Below are 20,950 nucleotides of genomic sequence, written 5' to 3' on the forward strand. Positions count from 1 at the left end.
CTGATGATGGTCTAGGGAGATCTAATGATTCAATTTCAGCTATTATTAGCTTCCTTTTGTTTATGGCTCTATGATCCAGAGTCACCGTATGATGTTCGGTATGTAGATAGTTGGTGAAAAACCTAGTTACGTAGCAGCTATGTAAAGACCTCCATTTCTAATACGTTCAGGAGGCTGTCCTGGATCATTAACTGATTGTAAATAGCGTACGAAGCCGAAGTTCATGGGATTGCGGCTTCGCGCGGGGGATAATATCTCCGCAGGATCTTCCTTAAAAGCTGCTAATGTAAAATACTGCTATGCACGAAAATGATAAATGACACATTACTTCGTGGATGGAGGGAGTACTGAGCTGCTCATTCCAATCCCCGCGCCCGATATGCAGGAGCGAGCGCCTTTAAGGCTGAGCGGTAGGCCCTTTTAACGAGGGCTCTCGCCGGAGAGGGTCTCCGTTGTGATGAATGTTATAACGGCGATGACGCCTTCTCAACGCAGATGAAACTATCCTCAATCGTTTGCGTACTGATATGACGCAGGACGTTCGCCCCACTGGCCGTACTCAATATGCTCGGCACCCCGCTCAGACGATCAATATCAGGGCATCAAAAGCTGATCTCATCGATAAGGCCGGCCTTCAGGAAGATTTCGTTGATCACTCCCCCGCCTTCGAGTAGCAGGGGCCTCAATCCAAATTGTGCGCCTAGCGTCGTTAATGCTCGCTTAAGATTTTCACAATGGGAGTTGGTCCACATCAAAAAGTAGATCAGCCTCGCCCGCAAAGAAATACCGGGGAGGATGGCTGGAGGGCACGATCGCTACCGGAGGGTCAGCGTCAACTCTCTGTAGAGATCTCATATCCAGTCCGGCAGCCTTCGATTGATGTGCGAGCTTATCGCCCAGTGAGTCGGTAATGATCGAGCCGGCGAATGCAGTGGGCACGTCGAGGAGGCTCATCGCGCGGGCCACGTTCCAGGGGGCGCCACCCGAATAGCCCTGCCACCGTCCGGGCGAGTGTTGAACCACGTCGGTCAGTGCTTCACCAAACACCACTACGCGCGGCAATTGCATATTCACCCTTTCTTGTGTCGGACTGGGGATACTCTCGTGTGTCACATCGATAGACCGGTCTCATCTTACCTGCGTGATCGATAGCGATGGGTAAAGACTGTCTCAATTGAAGAGTTTCACGGCTGTAGTGCGCCGGTAGTCGCTGGGCGTCTGACCAGGGCGACCATGACAAGTAACCTCGCTCCCAGTCGCAGCGTCATGATGTGCGCCTGGAGGTGGGTGATCTCGTTCTTGAAACGGCTCATCGCGCGCCCCTAGGCAGGGACCTACAGGTGGACCAGAAGCCCGAGTGCAAGATCAGCACATGATCGGCCACCCAGCCGGCTGCGAGCGGATGACGCGTGGCGATCCGCCACTACAGCTGCCGGTATAGTCAGGTATCGGGCCGCCCACGTTTGAGCCGGCAGAGGATGCCGCCCATGAACACGCCGAGGGCCACGCCCAGAACGACGAACGTCGGCGCAAGCGCGATCGTACCGAACACCCAGCACAGGTGCGCCGACCAGCAGGCCGGCGCCGCTGGACAGACCATGGAAAATCCACAGCTCGTCGGCGGTGAGGCCGCGCACAACCACTGTGTGGCGGTTGAGCCGGTGCGGGAGGAACGTGACCGTCCCGTCGGCGCGGATGTGTTGGTGCTCGGACATGGCCAGTCCCCTTACAGGATGCCGGTGGCTTCGGTTAGGAGCCAGATACCGGTCACGAGCAGCATTGCACCGATGGCGACCGTGATCCCAACTGGCCCAAGGTCTTGCAACCGCTGTGGCTTTCCGCGTCGGTGCCGTATGCGTGATAGCACGCGCCGATGAACATCGACGCCACGACCAGGAGAGCGACGAGCATGATGATGTCGTAGCCGTAATTGCGGATGGTCTCCATGATGCGTTGCCGGTGCCGCGGGTGGGTTCTCCAGTTGCGGCAGTTCCTGTGGGGACGGCAGCGCGGCTGCGCCTACCGGGGACCGGATTAGATGCGGAGATCCATGTGGGGTGGATGAAATCGGTGGAACGAGGCCTGGTGCTACAGTGCGCCCCAATCGGCGGGCTGTCTCGTGGATAGATAGCCGCCGTCACCGAAGCCAAACTCAATGTTGGCCATTACTTGTTCGATACGTTTCGCTTGACGGTCGCAGAAGATGTAGTAGCCCTTGGCGCCCGATAGGTTGATGAGTTAGCCGAAGTTATCGATCAGCATTGAGGCGAGAAATGCCTCCCCAAAGTCATTCAGCAATCTATCTGCGCGTATTGGGCCGATGGTAGAATTAGGCTCATTAATTTCAGTATGGTTGCCCGACGTGTTCGCTTTTCAGCTTCGACTGGTGCCAGACGGCAACAGCTCAGATCGAGTCTGGTTGGACCTGAAGTTTGACCGAATTGAATCGTCATTTGGCGTTTTCTATCTCTACACCTCACTTAAAGAATATAGGGATACTTCTTGCCCATAAGCCCGTTGGCATTCACAGCCCCCCCACCCAAGCCTGAAATTTGGCGGACTTCTTTCATTCTCAGCAGTGTGGAGCTGCACATGATTAACATTCCAGGCGAACTGGCAATACGCACCATGGCCGTAATGGTGAATTAACCGTCGGACGGCTTTCAACTTCAATCGGTGAGTTTGTCATCAAAGACGCGCTCCTCGATCAATATAGCGAGGAAAAACCCCCGGGGCATTTCCTGATTACACGAGTTCACCCTTTGGACTATTCAAACATCGGGTCGGATAGTCGTAGAAATTCGTGCAAAGCTCGAAAGCATGAGCCTGGACGAGCTGGACAGGTTTACAGTTAAAGGACTGCCGCGCGTTCTGCGAGTGAGCGGGATTCTGTGGAGCGAAGAGCCCTCTGCTGCGCAGTCAGAGCCTCTCGAGCAGCGTAAGAAGCTGGTGTCGTCTAATAGGGCAGGCAGCACTGGTTAACCGTCAAGAGGCTGCCCCCTTTGGGGGCAGCCTAGCGTGGCCTTTAGCGCAAAACAAGACGCCAATCTGTTCGGTACGATCTGCCTTCTGGGCGACGCTGTCAGGGGGAACTTGTCGAGTTGCTTTATTCAACCTGCGACACATTGCTGAGTACTCATCTGGCTACCGATGGGGTAGCGCGGTTCTTCCGTCACGGCTTCTACGGCAGTACGGTAGAAGTATTGTTGACTGATTTGCGGCAACCCGGTGAGTTTTCGGAGGACTTGTTCGCGATCAAACAGTCGCTGGAGTGTGGGCCGACTGATGCGAGTGATGGACGACATCAACGAACGCTATGTAAAGGGCCCCCATGCAATCCTTCAGTGTGCCTGCGGCGCCGGATTGGAGGATGCGTTGCGAGCTGAGGAGCCAGTTTTTACTACTCTGATTGATCAGTTGTGGACTGTGAAATGCCGAACGTATCGAATTTTTTTCGAAAGTAAAACAGCCGGTGCTCATGTCGGTGCTCCTACCAAAAATAGTTAAAATATATATTTTATCCTTTCTTGAATAGGTAGCTGGTCGACGGGTCCTTGCATAGGATCAGCATTAAGCTAATGGTTAAAGCTACTGCTCGTAAAGCTTGTCTTTGGGCGTAATGGGCTAGGGCGTAACTCAAAAAGCTCGAGTTGTTTTAGAAACACTAAATTGCGTTTTTTTTTGCTGTTTTTGCGCGAAGAATAATGTCTAATGATTTTCAAATCTCTCTGGAGGTTTTATGAGCTTTAAGCTGCAGCGCGAAGAATTGATCCTAACCAAGAACTTCATTGCTGGTGTATGGCAGGATGCGGTGTCGGGAGAAGTTATTTCGGTTAACAACCCTGCTAATGGGGAACGTGTGGCTTTCGTTCCAAACAGTAACGAAAAAGATGCTCAGGCTGCAGTTGAAGCGGCAGTTGATGCATTCGATGCCTGGCGCGCCACTCCAGCCAAGCAACGAGCTGTGATCCTGAAGCGCTGGAATGACCTGATCATGGCTTCCGCTGAGGATCTGGGCAAGATCATTTCCTCTGAGCAAGGAAAGCCGCTTGCAGAAGCTGTTGGTGAAATCGCTTACGCTGCCAGCTATGTTGAGTGGTTTGCTGAGGAAGCTACCCGCGCAAACGGCGACATCATTCCTCAAGTGGTACGTGGCCGGAAAATGTTTGCCTACCGGGAGCCCGTTGGCGTTGTTGCTGCCATCACTCCTTGGAACTTCCCAGCAGCGATGATTGCGCGAAAAATCGCTCCGGCGCTGGCTGCCGGTTGTACCGTAGTCTGCAAGCCGGCAGCAGAGACGCCTCTCACTGCATTGGCGTTGGTCAAGCTTGCAGAAGAGGCCGGTGTGCCTGCTGGTGTACTGAACATCGTGAACACTGCCTCTTCAAAGGCCGTTGCTGACGTATGGCTGGACGATGCACGCGTTCGCAAAATCACTTTTACGGGCTCGACTCCTGTTGGCAAGCACCTCGCCTACGAGTCTTCTCGCACTCTCAAGAAACTGGCATTGGAACTCGGCGGTAACGCACCGTTCATCGTGTTCGAGGATGCCGACATCGATCAAGCGGTAGAAGGCTTGATGGTTGCCAAATTTCGCAACGGTGGTCAAACCTGCGTATGCCCAAATCGTATCTACGTTCAATCGAAGGTCTACAGCCAATTCCTGGAGAAGGTGGCTGCTCGCGTAGCGGCCTTGGTCGTTGGCCCAGCGAGCGATGATACGTCGCAGATTGGTCCAATGATTAACGCCAAAGCTGTCGCGAAGATCGAGGAGCACGTTAACGATGCGGTCGCTCGTGGTGCCCGGGTTCTGACTGGCGGTAAGCGTCTTTTCACCGAGCAGCGATCTGAGTCTACCTATTACGCGCCGACCGTTCTGGCAGACGTCGATCCATCCGCCAAGTGCTTCCATGAGGAAACCTTCGGCCCCGTTGCGCCGATCACCCAATTCGAAACCGAGGAGGAAGTCATCAAGATGGCCAATAACTCGCCGTTCGGATTGGCATCCTACTTCTACACCAATGATATGCGTCGTGTGCACCGCGTTTCCGATGCATTGGAATGCGGCATCGTCGGCGTAAACGAGGGGGCTTTGGCTGCTGAAGCAGCTCCGTTCGGGGGGGTAAAAGACTCGGGCTATGGCAGAGAAGGCTCCGTTCACGGCCTTGAGGAATACATGCACATCAAATACGTCTGCCAAGGCGGCTTAGATTAATCCATCACCTTTGGTGGTTAGTACGCTCTGCCCTCAATCACCCCTTGAGCGCAGAGTCATCCCGACTTGTGTTTTGTGTAGAGGCATTAATGAATAACCTTCAGGAAAAAGACCAGCACTGGCTTCACCCGGTGACTGCACTGATGGACCACCAAGAGAAAGGCGTATGCGTCTGGAAAAGTGCCGAGGGTATCCATCTTGTGGATGTAAACGGGCATCGCGTTCAAGATGCGTTCTCCGGCCTTTGGTGCGTGAATGCCGGTTACGGCCAGCGAACGATCATTGAGGCCGCGAGAAGGCAGCTTGAAGAGCTGCCTTACGCAACGGGGTATTTTGGTTTCGGTAGCGAACCCGCTATCGAGCTCGCTCATCGTTTGGCCAAGCTGACACCTGCCGGCTTGAATCATGTCATTTTTGGACAAGGTGGCTCCGACGCAGTCGACACAGCCATCCGCACCGTACGCTACTACTTCAATGCCATTGGGCGACCTTGTAAGAAGCATTTCATTGCAGTGCAGCGCGGCTATCATGGTTCCTCTGCCATGGGCAGCGGCCTGACCGCACTTCCAGTTTTCCACCGCTATTTTGATGTGCCCACGCCTAACCAGCATCACATTGAAGCGCCCTACCTTTACCGGCACAGCGCCGGCCCAGACGAAGCGTCCGTTCTTGAGGCAACCGTTGCCGCACTCAAAAGCAAGGTGCATGAAATCGGCCAAAACGAAGTTGCTGCATTCATCTGTGAACCCATCATTGGTTCAGGGGGAGTAATTGTTCCGCCTGCCGGCTATCTGAAGGCTATGCGGGCGACATGCGATGAGCTCGGAATTCTTCTGATTGTGGACGAAGTCATTACCGGCTTTGGTCGCACTGGCCCCATGTTTGCCTGTGAGCATGAGGGTGTCAGTCCGGATTTGATGGTCATGGCGAAGGGGCTGACATCAGGCTACGCGCCGATGGGCGCGACCATTATTTCGGATAGGATTTATGCGGCGATCGCGGAGGCAGGATCTGATGGCACTCCTTTCGGTCATGGTCAAACCTATGCTGGCCATCCAGTCAGCGCGGCAATCGCCAATGCGACGCTGGACTTATATGAAAACAGCCTTCTTAAAAATGGTACCGCAGTAGGTGAGTATTTTCAGGAAAGGCTGCGTGGCCTTGAGAAACTTGAAATCGTAGGGCAGGTGCGAGGCCAGGGTATGCTGGCTGGCCTTGAGCTTGTTGCAGATAAGCAAACGAGAGCCAAGCCTGACGCCAGTTTAAAGCTCGGTCAGAAAATCTTGGCCCATGCATTTAGCGAAGGTTTGGTGTTCCGTGCCTTTGCTGATGATATTCTGGGCTTTGCTCCCTCGTTGAACTACACCAACGCTGATGTCGACAAGCTAATTGAAATCCTCGTCTTCTCCATCGAGAAGGTAGTAGGTACAAGGTGGGTCTGAGAACTCATTCATACAGGCGTTAGGCTGCTTTGAGGGTCTTGGTCAGACCCTCTTTTTTTGCCCGCGATATTTACCCGGCTAAAACATCAGTAAAGGCTGTCGGGAAGGATTGATAATGGTGCAATGGAGGAGGTCGGAACGGCGGATGATTTGAGCCTATATGTTGATAATTCGTGTTAGAACGTCATGCATAATGTCGCTGAACTGGATTTCCGAAGGCAGCTCTAGCCGCGGCAATTTGCAACTGTCTGTCTCGTCAATGGCTACTGGGGCTCTGGAAAAAGCGGGGCCGCCATAAAAACTCCGGCTAGGCAGTTTCACTCAGCCGCCTAACCATTTCCCCTGAATTATCTTCTGCCGCAGGCCAGTTGTAGCCCGTGAGCAGCAGTAATTTGCCAGGTTACAACCAATTGGTGGTTTCTGAATGATCGACGATATGGACTCAGGCGATTTCGCGATTCGTCGCACTGCCACCCGCGACGACAGTCGCTTCGCGCAGAACGTTATTTTCAATAGCGGCATCAAGTTTCACTAGTCTTTCCGGTTCATGCTGCCACAGAGGGCACACTAGCTGAGAATTTTGGCCAGATACTCAGCGAGATGTTGGGCTTCGCGACCACTTACCGAGCGAATCTGGCCTCTGCAGCTGAACCCATCAGCCACGACCGGGACATCCTGCGGAATGCGATCAATGTGAGGTTTGAACTCTTGTTCGCCAATGATCTTCGCGATCGGAGCCGTCTTTTCATGGTAGGCGTAGGCGCCGGCGACTCCACAGCAGCCCGCGTCAATCACTTGGCCTCTGCTGCTGAGTTTCTCAAGTACATTTTGTTCTGCTTCCATGCCACCGCAGGATTTCTGGTGGCAATGGCCGTGGATGCGGACATCTTCGTCGATGGTCGGTAGCTTCAACCCGCGACTATGAATGAGCTCACTTAGCGTCATGATCGACTTCTCAAGCTTTTTAGCCCGCGGATCAACAGGGAACAGTCCAGGCATCTCATCTCGGAACACAGATAGGCAGCTTGGCTCAAGAACCACTACTGGCCAACCCTCCTCTAGAACGGGCTCCAGTTGATTGAGGATTTTCTCCAGATTGGATTTCGCCTGGTCGATCATCCCGACATCATAGTAGGGGCGCCCACAGCACACGTGGCGCTGCATGAGTTTCACCGTAAACCCGAGCGCCTCAAGCACAAAGACACCCGCTTCCAGCACCTTTGGCGTGAAGCCATTGTTGAAGCTGTCTACCCAAAGTAATACTTCGGTGCCAGTGGTTTCGGCCTGCTGCTTCAGCAGGCGCTTGGCAGTTACGCTGGAGCGGAAGCTCTTCGAGGCGATTTTGGGGAACCGAGCTGACTTCGACAGTCCAAAGTAACGACTTACATTGCGGACAACAGGGTTGCCCATGGCGTAGTTGATCACTGGCGACAGTTTAGTGGCATGCGGTAGCCACTCACCGATCCGCCCAATCATCGCATCTATGACTGGACGCCGCTTGTCGGCATAGTAGCGGCTGAGGAACTCGGTCTTGTAGCGGGCGATGTTCACATTAGTCGGGCAGTCCGTCTTGCAACCCTTGCAGCTCAAACATAGATCTAGAGAGTCCTTGACCTCCTCGCTCTTCCAGCCGTCTTCAATGACTTCGCCTTTGAGCAGCTCAAAGAACAGGCGGGCGCGACCGCGCGTAGAGTACTTCTCCTCCCGTGTTGCTCGGAAGCTCGGGCACATGGTGCCGCCGTTCAATGAGCGGCACTTGCCCATGCCGATGCATCGTTCAGTTTCTCGTGCCAGGCCCTTGTCACCCAGCCGGACGTCATAGGTGAATTGGCTTTTTACTTCGCGGCGCTCGTAGTCGGGTCCCATGCGCAGGTTGGCGTCAACGGGCATTGCATGAATGAGCTTCCCAGGATTCATTCGGTTGAGCGGATCCCAGATCGCCTTGAATTCTGCGAACGCTTGCATGATCGGTGCGGAGTACATTATGTGAAGATACTCGCCTTTAGCTTGGCCATCACCGTGCTCACCTGACAATGAGCCACCATAGCGAACGACCAACCTGGCAGCTTCGTCGAGGAACGCGCGCCAATTTTCTACGCCAGACTGCGACTTGAGGTCAAACGTAATCCGGGAGTGGATGCAACCGTCACCGAAGTGCCCGTACAGGTTGGTTTTGTAACCATAGCGGCCTACCAGACTTTTGAATTCACGCAGGTATTTGCCTAGGTGCTCGGGCTCGACGGCAGCGTCCTCCCAGCCAACAACTGGGTCCGGCGCGCTTGGATCCAAGCCAAGTGATGTTGCAGAGGCTCCCGTTTCACGAATGGTCCAGATGCGGTTCATCAATCCTTTTTCGGTTACCAGGCGAACGCTGGGACGCCCTGGCAGATCAGGTGCGATATCAACTACGCGCTGCGCAAAGGCAACCGCCGCCTCGGTGGACAGTGCACCGAACTCGATCATCAACCAGGCGTTACCCACTGGTAGCTCAGCGATATCAGCGAGCTTCATGCCTCGCTCTTTCAAGCCGCCGATGATGCCATCATCCAACCCTTCCATCGCAATCGGGTTCAGTGGCAGCAGTTGCGGCACGGAGTCGGCAGCGTAGTAAATCTCTTCGTAGCCGAGCACTACCAATACCCGATGAGTCGGGTTTTTGACCAGAAGAGTTTCTGCCTGCAGCACTGTTGCACAAGTACCCTCGACACCTACCAGTGCCCGAGCAATGTTGAACCCGTTTTCCGGCAAAAGCTGATCAAGGTTGTAGCCGGACACGCGCCGTTTTAGCTTAGGGAATCCTTGGCGGATCTCATCCTCGTACCGGTCAACAAGGTCTTTCAGACCTTGCACGATTTCTGCGCGTCGACCGCCGGCCAGGATATGCTCTTGATAGGTTGCCTCATCAGTAGGCCCTACCCAAAAGCGTTCGCCATCGTAGGTCAGTATCTCAAGGCGCTCGATATTCTCGACGGTTTTCCCCGCCATTACCGAGTGTGCACCGCAAGAGTTGTTACCGATCATTCCGCCCAGTGTGCAGCGGCTGTGAGTAGCCGGGTCGGGCCCAAAAGTGAGGCCTACCGTAGCGGCAGCATCCTTGAGCTGATCACAGATTACACCTGACTCAACCCTTGCGATGCGACGCTCCGCATCAATGCTGATGATCGAATGGAGGTACTTCGATGCATCAATCACCACTGCGGCATTGACGGACTGGCCGCACATTGAGGTTCCGGCTCCCCGCGGAAGAATTGGCACACCTGCCGTTTTGCACAGGGCAACCGTGGCGACTACATCTTCAATCGTCTTCGGGATCACAATGCCGATTGGTAACTGGCGGTAGTTCGAAGCCTCCGATGCATAGATCGCACGCGTGCCAGCGTCAAAACGAATCTCAGCTGTGGTATGCGCCTGTAGAGACTTGCGTAGATTCATCAGTACGTTGAGGTCGACAGGTATTGGATTGTAATAGGTCATTAGAGTGCAGCCTTCTCGATCATCAACACGGGCGCTTCGGTTTGTCATGTGACAAATGTTTAGCATTGACAGGCTGTCAATCTATGTTATTGCCGTGTGAGCCTCTACCTATCGAAAGTAGGAGTGGATGACGTCTAACTAATAATTGAAGTATCAATTATTTTGATCGCTTTTGATTTCTTTCAGAGATCGGCGACCGAAGAACGGTCACTAACCTATTGCAGGTCAAATCTAACCCCAATATCAAAAACAATCCCCAGTCTCGCATCCTCAGCGTCAGACTGACCGTTGTTTCAGCGGTAAACTTCTGAATCGACTACCTAAATATTTTTTGAAATCGCACCTGAATATGTCTCGTCCAGCAGGGCGTGTGAATAAATCAATGAACCTTGCCGAGTTTTCTGATAGCAGTTGAGGAGGGCGCAGTTATTTGCTACCTCAGGTTGTTCGCCAAGGCAATCCCAAGCCTCGTTGAGCTTGATTTAGGATCATGTCGGTACTGAGATGTGAAGTGTCCGTGTCGACTTGGAGAGATAGCTCTTTGGCCTGCAACCATGCATTCCAATACGCACCATCGCCCACATATTTCAACTGGCAAGAGACCAATTCGGTCAGGATGGGACGTCGGGGTAGCTTCGCCAAGAAAGCGGGGAAGCAGGGAATGCCTCAGGTTTGGTCAGCGGCCTGCGGGAACTTGGGAGGTTCCCTGGTTGATCATATGCAATTCCGAAATCGGCTTGTGAAGAGTCGACTGAAGTGAGCGAATATTTGGTTCGATGGCGATTTGAGCCCAGGCTGCAGCAGCGGCAATTGAGCAATGCGGGGTCTGAGCCTGCGAGAGGTCAAGGCTGGTGCTCAGACGATGCGAATCCGATGCTCCTCCGCTTTGTGTGATAGCAGGGTACCGGCGTCCACCACCACGTGAAGTGCTTGCGATAAATATTCCATCCCTGCAGCGGTCAGCGTTACACCTCCTGGTGAGCGATCAAACAACTGCACATCCAGCCATTCCTTCAAAATTTTCAGATGCCTTCCAATGGCTGGTTGCGTGACATGCAGGGATTGGGGAGCAGCTACGTAAATGCCCAGTCGTGATGCGGCCTTAAGCGCACGATCAGAGGCTGCGCCCGCGCAGTGCTCATTCTGCGCCTTAAGGTATTAGTTTATTTAATACCTTGGCAAAGAATATTTTGCTTTTCGGAAGAGCCCAAGTTCAAGATACTCGAGGCCAGTGCTTATCGGCGCCTTCAAAGGAGGCACTCCGATACTTACTAGAATAAAAAATAAAAAGCTTCAGCACGATCGGGTCAAGCCATAAGTCCCACGTGTCGATTCAAGCTATGCCTGCCCAAATAACAGTCCCCCTAGATACCAAAATATAGAAAGGTTTGGGTGAAATTTACGTTCGTGAAATTTGCTCTTGCCTGCACTATAATTTACCAATGAATTCATCGGTAATCGGTCGTGGGCTACACAAAAAACCGATTCAAGTAGGTCGGTCAGAATGGGAATGCCAACAATGAGATCCGAAAGTCAGTCAGCACTAAAAAAAGTAACAATGCGTTTGATTCCGTTTTTGTTGCTGCTGTATGTTGTCGCGTACATAGATCGGTCTAACATCAGTTTTGCTGCGCTTGAGATGAATGCGACGCTGGGATTTGACGCGAGCGTATACGGGTTAGCGGCAGGGATGTTTTTCGTTGGATACTTTATATTTGAGGTTCCAAGCAATATATTGCTTGCTAAGTTCGGTGCGAAAGTTTGGATTTCCCGGATTTTGCTTACTTGGGGGGTAGTTGTCATATTGACCGGTTTTGTTCAAAGTGCAACGCAACTTCACATACTGCGTTTCTTGCTAGGCCTTGCTGAAGCTGGATTGTTCCCAGGGCTGATTTACTACATGACATACTGGTTCCCTAAGAAGAGCATGGCTAAATACGTAGCCATGTTTATGTCTGCTATACCTCTTGCTTTCGTTTTAGGTGGCCCGATTTCAGGCTGGCTGATTGACAACTTTAAAGGCTTGGGCTTGGAGGGTTGGCGTTGGATGTTCATAATTGAAGGCGCCGCAGCCGTCGTGCTTGCGCCCATCACCTATTTCTACCTCACGGACAGCCCAGAAAAAGCTCGCTGGCTCACTGCGGAAGAAAAGCAGGCTCTGCGGGTGGAACTCAATGCTGAAGGAATAACTGAAAGTAATAAGCAAGATCATAGTTCTTTTTCTGACCCAACTGTCTGGTACCTTTCTGTACTGTATTTTTTCTATATGACTGGCACACTGGGGCTATTGTATTTCTTGCCGCAGATCATCCAGAAGCTCTCTGTAACGTCAACGGCAACACAGGTTGGCTTGATTTCAGCAATCCCGTATTTCGTGGGCGGTTTGCTTATGAATCTTTGGGCGCGGAGATCGGATAAAAAAGGTGAGCGCTACCTCCATGCGGCTGCCCCCCTGCTTATCGTAATCGCAAGCTACATCGTAATAATTTATGGGCTTACATCCATTCCCTCGATGCTTGTAGCACTGACAGTCGCTGTTGTAGGCCTATTTGCGTTCTACGGACCATTCTGGTCCATCCCAGCGCAGTTGCTTTCAAGGAAAAGCTCTGCGGCCGGTATCGCAATAATTAACTCCTGCGGCGGTCTGGGTGGGTTTGCGGGGCCTTATCTTATGGGTTACTTGGCTAAAACTACTGGTAACAATAATTTAGGATTTTCGATCCTGTCAGTCTTCTTGGGCGTGAGTGTGATTATGCTCATATATCTCAAGATTCGTAAAAGCAACGTGAGCCTAAATCAGGGTCAACTACCCAGCTCTCGATAGTTGAGGGCAGGTGACGGTTTGAGTGTTGCTAAGCTCGCCAATAATCTAGAACTATTGGTAATGCTGGGATTATAAAGTTAGGGCGGGTTTGTGTACGATACGACTCGCCCAGTGTCTCGCTTATCGTGTTCATACCTCTGACAGGACTTCAGTTATGGCATCTCGCTGCTTAGTTGTTGCAGTAATAGGCTTTTTCACATCCGGATTTCAGTACGCACTTGCGTCTTCAGGTACTGATGCCGAAGGTTTTATTGAAGGTTCTAATCTTTCTTTGAACTTGCGAAATTTTTACTCAAATCAGCGCACATCCGGTCGCAGCCATCTGACGATAAAGAAACCTTGGGGGAACGAAACCACTCGTGACCGCATAACTTGGGTTCAAGCAGCAATGCTGAATTACTCTTCAGGCTACACTCTAGGTGTGGTAGGGGTGGGTATTGATGGTAGTTTATTCAGTGCTGCACCGTTGGAGCGAGGTCACGGAGCCATAGCAAATGGCGGTGACCGTGTGCTAGTAGATAGTGATGGGGACGCAGTACCTACTTGGAGCCGTCTGGGAGTTGCTGACGTAAAGTTCAAAGTGTCCAAGACTGAACTTAAAGTTGGGCGTATGATGGTTGACACTCCAGTGCTCCGGCCCAAGGATAATCGAGCTCTTCCTTCCAGCTTTCAAGGTGCGGCGTTTACCAGCAACGAGTGGGACGGGCTAAAGATTCAGGGAGGAAGCTTCGATAAAGCGATTATAAGAACTGGAAGCCGTTCTGAGGATTTTGCCTCATTCTACGGTAATAGGGCAATAACTGGCGATCGATTGAACTATTTTGGTGCCACAGCTCAAGTCCTTCCAAGCCTTGAAATAAGTGCCTATGGATCTAGGTTTGAGAATATGTGGGATCAAGGTTATTTGGGTGTCACGCATAAGCTCTCAGTTGAATCGGGTTACTCACTCAAAACTGCTCTGAATTATTATCATACGCAAGATCAGGGCGAAAAACGCCTTGGTTATATTAAGAATGATGCATATAGTTTGGCTGTAACAGGAGGTCATGGCGGTCATAGTGTTACACTGGCTTGGCAACAGGTACTTGGCAACGAGTATTTTGACTATGTATATGAGTCTACGGGGAACTATCTGGCGAACGCACTATATTCTGATTACAGTGGCCCTAACGAAAAGTCTTGGCAAGTCCGCTATGACTTGGATTTAGGGGCATATGGCGTCCCAGGTCTTGCATTTTCAGTATGGCATGCTAAGGGGTGGGGCATTGATGGCACTCACTATGATGGTGATCGCAATGGCCATACTGCTGGATACAACGTTAGAGGGATTGACGGAGCCAGCCATTATGAAAACGGAATAGTCTTGTCGTATTTAGTGCAATCGGGACCTATGCAGAAGTGGAACTTCAAAGCAATCGGGTATAATCACCGAGCTACGAGTGGTCAAATTGAAGGTAACTACGATGAGCTTCGAGTGGTGACCACGATCCCTATAAAATTTTTCTAATTATCTCGATGCTGGCTAAGTGATAGTGGTGCTTGGCCCTCCTGGTTGATAATTTTTATAAAAATACGGTGGTGCCTGCTTGGATAAGTAAGTCTCGTGCGTCTTCTACGTATTTTTTTAGCACTGAATCAATACAAAAGGGCGCAGGAGGCTTACTAGGTTAAAGAATGGTTGGCCCTGCTGGCTGAAGACACCCTCGGCAGCGATCACGGTGGAGAGACGATGATCTTTGGCTGCTCACCTAGGCGTGTCAGCAGTTCCTCGAGCGAGTCCTTGTGTGTAGTCGCATACAAGCTTTTACTGAGGAGGAAATGTGGTGATACTCATAGCTCAGCATGCCCGCCAGGATGACCAGAGAGGCATTGATTATTACAGAGGTCCGAGTTGGACGTGATAGGTTCATGGGCGTCCTTGCGGGAAAACAAGGCCTCCCTCTCAAACCGGTCCATTGAGTGCAGCAGGAAATATGTTTCTTCAGGGGAGGTATGCTAGACCTTATGAAATTCTTATATAAAAAGCGGTAGTAAAACAGGTTGTTTAGAGTTCTAAGCAGGATTGGCCATATGTCGATTTTTGAGCCGCTACGAGATTTTTTTCGTAGACGCGTGGTAAAGAAACTGAATGAAAGCGCCTCAACGACTCGTTTAGTCCGAGAGCGCGTTGAATCCAAAATCGGCTTTGTCTACCCGGGGGCAAACTTCATAGATAGCATCCAGATAGCTGAGCAGGGCGTCGGGTATGTCGATTACGGTATTAGTCCGCTAGGTGATCGCCTTTACATCAACCGAATTAAACTTGAGCCCGGCCGCCAGCTGCAGTGCATCGGTCTACACGTATTATGGCTTCTCTGGCTTAAGCACGGGTTACCTATTGTTCCGATGAACCATAATGCCTTGTCCGATGACTGCTGGGATCGGACACGAGGGCGATTGGCGGCGGCCGGCGCACAGATCGGGGAGGAATTGCGCAGCGACGAGCAAATGATGATGGAGCAACAACGCTGGCAGCATCTGCTACCGAAACCCGGGCATGAAAGCTTGATACGGGAGCTGAAAGCGTCACCAGAGTGGCCCCATATCCAGACACGTTTCGAAACCTGGAAAGACCTATGAATCCTCGATCCTCCGCGCCAATCCAAGCGAACGCCGGCTGAGCGTCGTCGGGTTCCAGCAATTGGCCGCCGTGCCGACAGCGGTGGAATGGGTCGCCAATATCGACAACCCAAGCACCCGCCTTATTGAAGCCCACATCGCGCTCCACAAGTGGGGGTAGGGCAGCGGCAATAATGCGCGAACTTTATCGAAAAATGCTTGGGCCGCCGTAGAACCGATCATCACCACAGCGACGGCAACCGCTAAAACTTCAAGAACACGATTTTGATTTTCTATCTATCGACATATCCTCGTGACGACACAAGTAGCCGCTCTGATTAGACCTTAGTCTGTAGTTCTTTTTCGATGTCGGTCAGGTTCTGTGTAAACGCTTGATCAAGCAAGCTCGGTTTTTTTCCAAGGTTTTTTTCAGGTTCACGCTCTGCAGCGTAAAGCGTCACTGCATCCGGGTTTACTTGCAGGTGCTGCTCAAACTGTTCCCGCACCTGTTGTCACAATTCGGCTTTGGTCATTCAGTCACTCCCGTTTTAATTGTGGCAGGCGATACATCAGCTGTAGCGTGTGTGTCACATCGCTACTGTCATACGATCAGCCGGATACTAAACTTTACGCTTTCGCTGGCTGATGCTTTCGCCTATTCATCATAGAGCCCCTCGGGCGAGATCACCACCATGGGCTTTTCATCCATCTCGGTTTGGCTTCATGGATCACTAGCAGCTCAATGGTTCGGCCGCATCCCCCGTGGGCATTCATGCCTAATGACCAATTCTCATCATCATCCCGCGTTAAATGAGATCACGAAAGGACCTTTTGGTCGGCGAGGAATTCCCTTCCACAATTACCAGACGGCAGTGCGTAACGGTTGGCCTGACCGGCATCGGCATGATTAATCACTCTGGCGCCTTCCTGCATTATCCTCGAGAGCGAGAACATCACGCTCTTCTACTGCCGCTGTCGAGCAGGTGCTGGGCGCTGTTTCCTACTTACACAACTGCATTGCGATGGTATCGAATTCTCGGTCAAAACTCGCCCTCTCTGCAGCGCTCAAAAAACCTTGCTCTTCTACAAAACGGTCAGTTTGCTGTCGGATTTCTTCAATACTTTTGCTCATGCGTTCAGCTTCACTTTGAGTAATTCTGCGTGCTTTTCGCGTGGTGCCGATATCAGCACTCAGAACATTTGCTCGCGCCGATATGTGGGCTTGCCTGGTATCAATGATCTTCCCACCAATCTCACCAACAAATTCGCGCTGGCCTTGTAGGTCACAACTGGGCAGATCAAGATTCTGTTGGGCTGCTACAGCGTTCAAGTTTAAAGCTAACAATGAAGCCGAAATTTTATATTTCATGAGTTCTTTCCATAATGGTTTGTCGCTTTGCCGCACTTCATACACTCAGACCTCTGAGGTCGTAAACGGTTACTACGCCCTGGGTCGGTTTCGTAGATATCTAATCAGTGCCGCAAGGGTGACTAGGGCTATCACCGAGAGGAAGATCGGCAGCCGATCAGGTTTCAGGTCGCCAAGGAAATGCTGTAATGCTTCTCCGGCCCAGTAGCCGGCGCTGACAAACAGGATGGGCTGGAGTGGATCACTCTGTTCAGTCTCGAGCAGATTATCATTGAACATTTCGAGCCCCTCGTTTGCTCGATGTTGAACAGAAAATGCGTCCTGAGAATGCCGAAGTGAGTGATCCTGGGTTGACCGCTTTCATCGAGTACGGGTTGGCCTGACTAGGTCTTTTCCTCGCGCTCATCGGCCTGTGGAGCACCGCCAGAGTGCTGTGCTCGCCCTTACGAATCTGCCCGCCAGCTTTTTTGGCTTGATTGAAAGTCAGCCAACGGTCTTGAGTGAACCCCTGCAATCTGGCCTCTGCCCAGAGCAGCGGTAAATTGATGCCCGAATACGGATGTCGCGTGATGGGGTTGACGGGGTAGGGTTGATGACCGATGTGAGCGTTGCCAGGTGAGGACCAGGTTTGATCCAGGGTGCAACGCCTTGATCTAACGTAGTAATGATCTTGTCAGTTACGTCTTGGTAGATATCGCGCATGGCAGATTCCTTGAGAAAAAACGGAGGAACGCCGTGCCCGCCGGGGAGGGTTAGAAAGGGAGCAAGGGCAGAGGTGGCCCTGTGGTCGATAATTTCCTCGCTGGCAAGACGGCCTTTTAGCGTAATTAAATCATCACGCCTTGAAACGCCGTACGAGGCCATCCAGCTCAGTCGAGAGTTTCGAAAGGCGTGACGAGTCTTGGTTAGTGGAATGAGCTAACTCTTCGACTCTCAACGCATCATCCTGAATTTGGGCGATGTGGCGATTAATGTCTTCAGCCACCTGGTGCTGCTCCTCCGCAGCAGTAGCAATTTGAAGCGTCTGCCCTCTAATGTCCTCTACCGAATGACGGATGTCTTCGAAGCTAACGCGCGCCTCACCTATGGAGGAGACGCTTGTCTGCGAGAGAGCCAAGCTAGTCTCGATGTGGCGTGTCACTTCTTGCGTTTTACGCGAAAGTTTTCCTAGTAGGCCATCGATCTCGCCTGTTGAATCGGCAGTGCGCTTCGCCAGGGCGCGCACTTCGTCTGCTACCACGGCGAACCCTCGACCTTGCTCGCCAGCCCGAGCCGCTTCAATTGCAGCATTAAGCGCGAGTAGATTAGTCTGCTCTGCAATACTGCGGATCGTATCTAAAATGGTGTTGATATTGCGGCTGTCCTGTTCCAGCACCGCCATTTCCTGCGCTGACTCAGTCAGACTGCCGCTCAGCCGGTTAACGTTACTGGTGGCGAGTTCTATCTGGTCGTAGCCTTCTTGTACTTTGTAATGACCCGCGTCCGCTGCGGTAGCTGCCTGGCTGCAAGAGCGGGCCACTTCGTTGGAGGTGGCGACCATCTCATTGAACGCGGTTGAGACCATTTCGATTGCTTCGCGCTGGCGTCCGGCGACTTCGTTCATGCTTTCCGCCGTTTGGGTGGTCTTGCCCGATGCGTGCTGCAACTCAGCGGAGGCTTGCCCGATGCTTCTTATGAGCTGGCGAATCGTCCCGAGAAATTTGTTGAACCAGCTTGCTAATGTTGCTGTTTCATCCTTTCCTTGAATGGCCAGGCTTTTAGTCAGATCTCCTTCTCCTTGCGCTATCGACTCCAGACCATTCGATACGCTAAGTATTGGGCGGACAATGAACCCAGAAAAAAGTGCGCCCATTAGTGCAAGAACTAATGCCAAAACAGCTGTTATGAGTGTGATTTGCCAAGTAAGGGTATTGGTCTTGGCCATCACTTCATTGCGTTCGATTAGACCGATAAACCTCCAACCAAGCTCGTTGCTAGGGTAGACGTTCACCATGTAGTCAGTGCCATCAATATTTAACTGTCCAAGCCCGCTTTTGATGCCATCCAAAAATAAATAGGCACCACCAAGATCCTTTAGCTGTTTGAAGTTGTGCCCAGGATTGCGGGGGTCTACCAATACATTTCCGTTGCTTTCCACGACCATCAGATAACCAGTGTCACCCAGCTTGATACTATTTACTAGATCACCAAGTTGTTGAAGTGACACGTCAATACCTATAACCCCTCGAAAGGTGCCGCTGGCATCGCTTACGGTCCGCGCTGTACCTAACAGCGCAGTATTAGCCTTAGCGTAGTAATAAGCTGGCGTGCGAACAATCTTTCCCGGTTCAGCCATAGCAGCTTTGTACCAAGGTCTTAACCGGGGATCATAACTGGATTGACTAGGGTCATCTGGCCAGACTACGTAACCCCCATCCGTCATACCCATTTTTAAGTAGGTCGTAGCCCTATGAGTTGCCACGTAGGGCTCGAAGAATTTCATAGCCACACGTCCGCTCTCCGTCATGGGGAACTGAGCGGCCTCTGGTGAAGTGAGGTTTTTCAGCCCGCTTAGCGACATCGTAAAAGGCAGATTAGCGAGATAATCCACGTCCTTTGCGATGGCGGTGAAAAAACCTTCCATACTCTGGCTAACCAAAGCCATTTGCTTCGAGCTGTTCTCCTGAAAATCGTCCAACGCCTGGCTGCGCAGCTTAAAAACCACCAGTACAGCTACAACAAACACCGGGATGCAAGCTGTCAGGGTGAAAAGCGAAACCAACTTATGTTTTATATTCATTTTAAGTCTCCGGTGAGCAGAGCGAGCAAGTCAAGCCTGAACCTAAATGCTGTATCGGCTTACGGCCCATAAACTTGAATCTAATATTACTGATCGGCGGGTCCGATCCAAAATATTTCACAATTATAGATAAGTATTTTTGGTCGCTCGGAATGCTCTATGGTCTTTCCGACAATACCGAGTGCGCTCCGCAAGAGTTGTTACCGATATACCGCTTACAGCACAGCGACTGTGTGCCTGGGTCAGCGCCAAGTTTTAAGCCAAGGCTTGCTGCTGCCTCTAAAGCTGAGCGCAAATCACTCTCGGTCCGACGATCTCGATTCTGCCTTGGCCGTCAGCCGAAAAGTTCTGCGGAGGTATTTGGACGCGTCGATAACGATCGCCGCGTTGATCGCCTGACCGCACATCCACACCCGTGCTCCACGAGGCAAGATAGAAAGCCCCGCCTTATTACGCTGTTTCTAAGGTCGCCACGACATTCTGGATAGTTCTAGGGCTCACTACGCCGATGGAAGGCCTGACTGTAGCCAGAATCCTCCGACGCGGAAATCGCACGTGGCTTCGCATCGAAATGGGTCTCGGCGGTGGTCAAAGAAGATTAGTGAATAATGCAGACCGAGGAGTGCATTCAGATCTACAGCGAGGATTTATGTATTCATGTATCATAATCTTTTTTAACATGCAACTAAATACTGTGAGCTATAGCTAGGTAACTAGTCAGTAAAAGCGCTAGTAATTTCTATATTGATACGGCTTGGTTTCATACCTATTTTCAGGCTGAGTAGGCGGTTGAAATCTCCTGTTTAAAGTAGGGGGCTTAAAGGTCTACAGTCTGTCAGACTTTGAACGTTCATGTCAGAAAGTTTCCGTTGGCAAGGCGGTACAGACTCCTCCCTGTAGCTTGAGAGATGGCTGCAGATGATCCCTTGATCCTATGGTAATTTGTTCTGGCGCGACATGCCTAACCGTTTGGGCCTCTGGTCAGCGTTTTCTCGATAATGCAATCGTGGGGTCTTCGACGAGATGTTCAACCGAATTTACATCCGCTTGAATTAACGAGTTTTGATCGGCTTCAATGCCTGGGTGCTCGATTCCACTGCAGAACGTGCAACCCGATCCCCATTAAGCATCGGAAAAAGGGTGGGTGAATCGTTAGATTACTCGCACAGGCGCAGTATGGTCGGCTTGACGGCAAAACTCAGATGTTTGCGCGATGCCAGCATCATGCAAATCAAATTTAGGGCTTTCA

At 51.6% G+C, this 20,950-nt stretch carries 11 protein-coding genes and 9 pseudogenes; 7 read left to right on the plus strand and 13 right to left on the minus strand.

Annotated features, from left to right (window positions below):
* Positions 1–602: 602 nt before the first annotated feature.
* The 6 genes and pseudogenes from F6S08_RS31445 to F6S08_RS16565 all read right to left on the minus strand — a co-directional run.
* Positions 603–752, minus strand: a complete 150-nt coding sequence (locus F6S08_RS31445) for a dihydrofolate reductase family protein (RefSeq protein WP_409999764.1) — start codon at positions 750–752, stop codon at positions 603–605.
* Positions 736–1,068 (minus strand): annotated as a pseudogene (locus F6S08_RS16545) (PfkB family carbohydrate kinase); the annotation flags it as partial. The pseudogene F6S08_RS16545 and the gene F6S08_RS31445, both read right to left, overlap by 17 nt.
* Positions 1,069–1,220: 152 nt before the next feature.
* A pseudogene (locus tag F6S08_RS16550) lies at positions 1,221–1,313 on the minus strand (TIGR03746 family integrating conjugative element protein); the annotation flags it as partial.
* Positions 1,310–1,715 (minus strand): annotated as a pseudogene (locus F6S08_RS16555) (TIGR03750 family conjugal transfer protein). The pseudogenes F6S08_RS16550 and F6S08_RS16555, both read right to left, overlap by 4 nt.
* An 11-nt stretch (positions 1,716–1,726) precedes the next feature.
* Positions 1,727–2,068: pseudogene (locus F6S08_RS16560) on the minus strand (TIGR03745 family integrating conjugative element membrane protein).
* 50 nt (positions 2,069–2,118) lie between these two features.
* Positions 2,119–2,363, minus strand: a pseudogene (locus F6S08_RS16565) (DEAD/DEAH box helicase); the annotation flags it as partial.
* Positions 2,364–2,672: 309 nt separating this feature from the next.
* Between F6S08_RS16565 and F6S08_RS16570 the strand changes: the two are divergent.
* From F6S08_RS16570 to F6S08_RS16580, 3 genes are all read left to right on the plus strand, one after another.
* Positions 2,673–2,855, plus strand: a complete 183-nt coding sequence (locus F6S08_RS16570; protein WP_315872022.1) for a DUF3275 family protein — start codon at positions 2,673–2,675, stop codon at positions 2,853–2,855.
* Between the two features lie 884 nt (positions 2,856–3,739).
* Positions 3,740–5,215, plus strand: a complete 1,476-nt coding sequence (locus F6S08_RS16575) for an NAD-dependent succinate-semialdehyde dehydrogenase (RefSeq protein ID WP_315871919.1) — start codon at positions 3,740–3,742, stop codon at positions 5,213–5,215.
* Positions 5,216–5,304: 89 nt separating this feature from the next.
* On the plus strand, positions 5,305–6,657 hold the full coding sequence (locus F6S08_RS16580; protein ID WP_315871920.1) for an aminotransferase class III-fold pyridoxal phosphate-dependent enzyme: 1,353 nt from the start codon (positions 5,305–5,307) through the stop codon (positions 6,655–6,657).
* 567 nt (positions 6,658–7,224) lie between these two features.
* Here F6S08_RS16580 and F6S08_RS16585 read toward each other — a convergent pair.
* Both F6S08_RS16585 and F6S08_RS31450 read right to left on the minus strand, forming a co-directional pair.
* A complete protein-coding gene (locus F6S08_RS16585) occupies positions 7,225–10,131 on the minus strand; it encodes an FAD-binding and (Fe-S)-binding domain-containing protein (RefSeq protein WP_315871921.1) in 2,907 nt (968 codons plus the stop codon).
* Positions 10,132–10,986: 855 nt separating this feature from the next.
* Positions 10,987–11,232 (minus strand): annotated as a pseudogene (locus F6S08_RS31450) (LysR family transcriptional regulator); the annotation flags it as partial.
* 457 nt (positions 11,233–11,689) lie between these two features.
* Here F6S08_RS31450 and F6S08_RS16590 point away from each other — a divergent pair.
* From F6S08_RS16590 to F6S08_RS16605, 4 genes and pseudogenes are all read left to right on the plus strand, one after another.
* The gene (locus tag F6S08_RS16590) at positions 11,690–12,955 is read left to right on the plus strand and encodes an MFS transporter (RefSeq protein WP_315871922.1); all 1,266 of its coding nucleotides are present in this window, start codon (positions 11,690–11,692) and stop codon (positions 12,953–12,955) included.
* A 154-nt stretch (positions 12,956–13,109) separates the two neighbouring features.
* Positions 13,110–14,462, plus strand: a complete 1,353-nt coding sequence (locus F6S08_RS16595) for an OprD family outer membrane porin (RefSeq protein WP_315871923.1) — start codon at positions 13,110–13,112, stop codon at positions 14,460–14,462.
* A gap of 563 nt (positions 14,463–15,025) precedes the next feature.
* A complete protein-coding gene (locus F6S08_RS16600; RefSeq protein ID WP_315871924.1) occupies positions 15,026–15,574 on the plus strand; it encodes an N-acetyltransferase in 549 nt (182 codons plus the stop codon).
* Between the two features lie 7 nt (positions 15,575–15,581).
* A pseudogene (locus F6S08_RS16605) lies at positions 15,582–15,695 on the plus strand (integrase); the annotation flags it as partial.
* Between the two features lie 196 nt (positions 15,696–15,891).
* On the opposite strand, the gene F6S08_RS16610 reads toward F6S08_RS16605, so the two are convergent.
* The 5 genes and pseudogenes from F6S08_RS16610 to F6S08_RS31460 all read right to left on the minus strand — a co-directional run.
* Positions 15,892–16,059 carry a hypothetical protein gene (locus tag F6S08_RS16610; protein ID WP_315871925.1) on the minus strand — a complete coding sequence of 56 codons (168 nt, stop codon included), beginning with the start codon at positions 16,057–16,059 and terminating at the stop codon, positions 15,892–15,894.
* 494 nt (positions 16,060–16,553) lie between these two features.
* Complete coding sequence (locus F6S08_RS16615) at positions 16,554–16,922, minus strand: hypothetical protein (protein WP_315871926.1); 369 nt, start codon at positions 16,920–16,922, stop codon at positions 16,554–16,556.
* Between the two features lie 237 nt (positions 16,923–17,159).
* A pseudogene (locus tag F6S08_RS16625) lies at positions 17,160–17,624 on the minus strand (ArdC-like ssDNA-binding domain-containing protein); the annotation flags it as partial.
* A gap of 133 nt (positions 17,625–17,757) precedes the next feature.
* Positions 17,758–18,525: a methyl-accepting chemotaxis protein gene (locus F6S08_RS31455; RefSeq protein ID WP_409999767.1), complete on the minus strand. Its 768-nt coding sequence runs from the start codon at positions 18,523–18,525 to the stop codon at positions 17,758–17,760.
* Positions 18,526–18,612: 87 nt separating this feature from the next.
* Positions 18,613–19,701, minus strand: a pseudogene (locus tag F6S08_RS31460) (cache domain-containing protein); the annotation flags it as partial.
* Between the last annotated feature and the right edge of the window lie 1,249 nt (positions 19,702–20,950).

The organism is Pseudomonas sp. JV449, assembly GCF_032424295.1.
In the GTDB taxonomy this organism is placed as follows: domain Bacteria; phylum Pseudomonadota; class Gammaproteobacteria; order Pseudomonadales; family Pseudomonadaceae; genus Aquipseudomonas; species Aquipseudomonas marginalis.

Bases quoted from the DNA above. Each gene is read 5' to 3' on its own strand.
- F6S08_RS31445 (WP_409999764.1), bottom strand. From the start codon at position 752: ATGTGGACCAACTCCCATTGTGAAAATCTTAAGCGAGCATTAACGACG.
- F6S08_RS16575 (WP_315871919.1), top strand. From the start codon at position 3,740: ATGAGCTTTAAGCTGCAGCGCGAAGAATTGATCCTAACCAAGAACTTC.
- F6S08_RS16580 (WP_315871920.1), top strand. From the start codon at position 5,305: ATGAATAACCTTCAGGAAAAAGACCAGCACTGGCTTCACCCGGTGACT.
- F6S08_RS16585 (WP_315871921.1), bottom strand. From the start codon at position 10,131: ATGACCTATTACAATCCAATACCTGTCGACCTCAACGTACTGATGAAT.
- F6S08_RS16590 (WP_315871922.1), top strand. From the start codon at position 11,690: ATGCGTTTGATTCCGTTTTTGTTGCTGCTGTATGTTGTCGCGTACATA.
- F6S08_RS16595 (WP_315871923.1), top strand. From the start codon at position 13,110: ATGGCATCTCGCTGCTTAGTTGTTGCAGTAATAGGCTTTTTCACATCC.
- F6S08_RS16600 (WP_315871924.1), top strand. From the start codon at position 15,026: ATGTCGATTTTTGAGCCGCTACGAGATTTTTTTCGTAGACGCGTGGTA.
- F6S08_RS16615 (WP_315871926.1), bottom strand. From the start codon at position 16,922: ATGAAATATAAAATTTCGGCTTCATTGTTAGCTTTAAACTTGAACGCT.
- F6S08_RS31455 (WP_409999767.1), bottom strand. From the start codon at position 18,525: ATGAACGAAGTCGCCGGACGCCAGCGCGAAGCAATCGAAATGGTCTCA.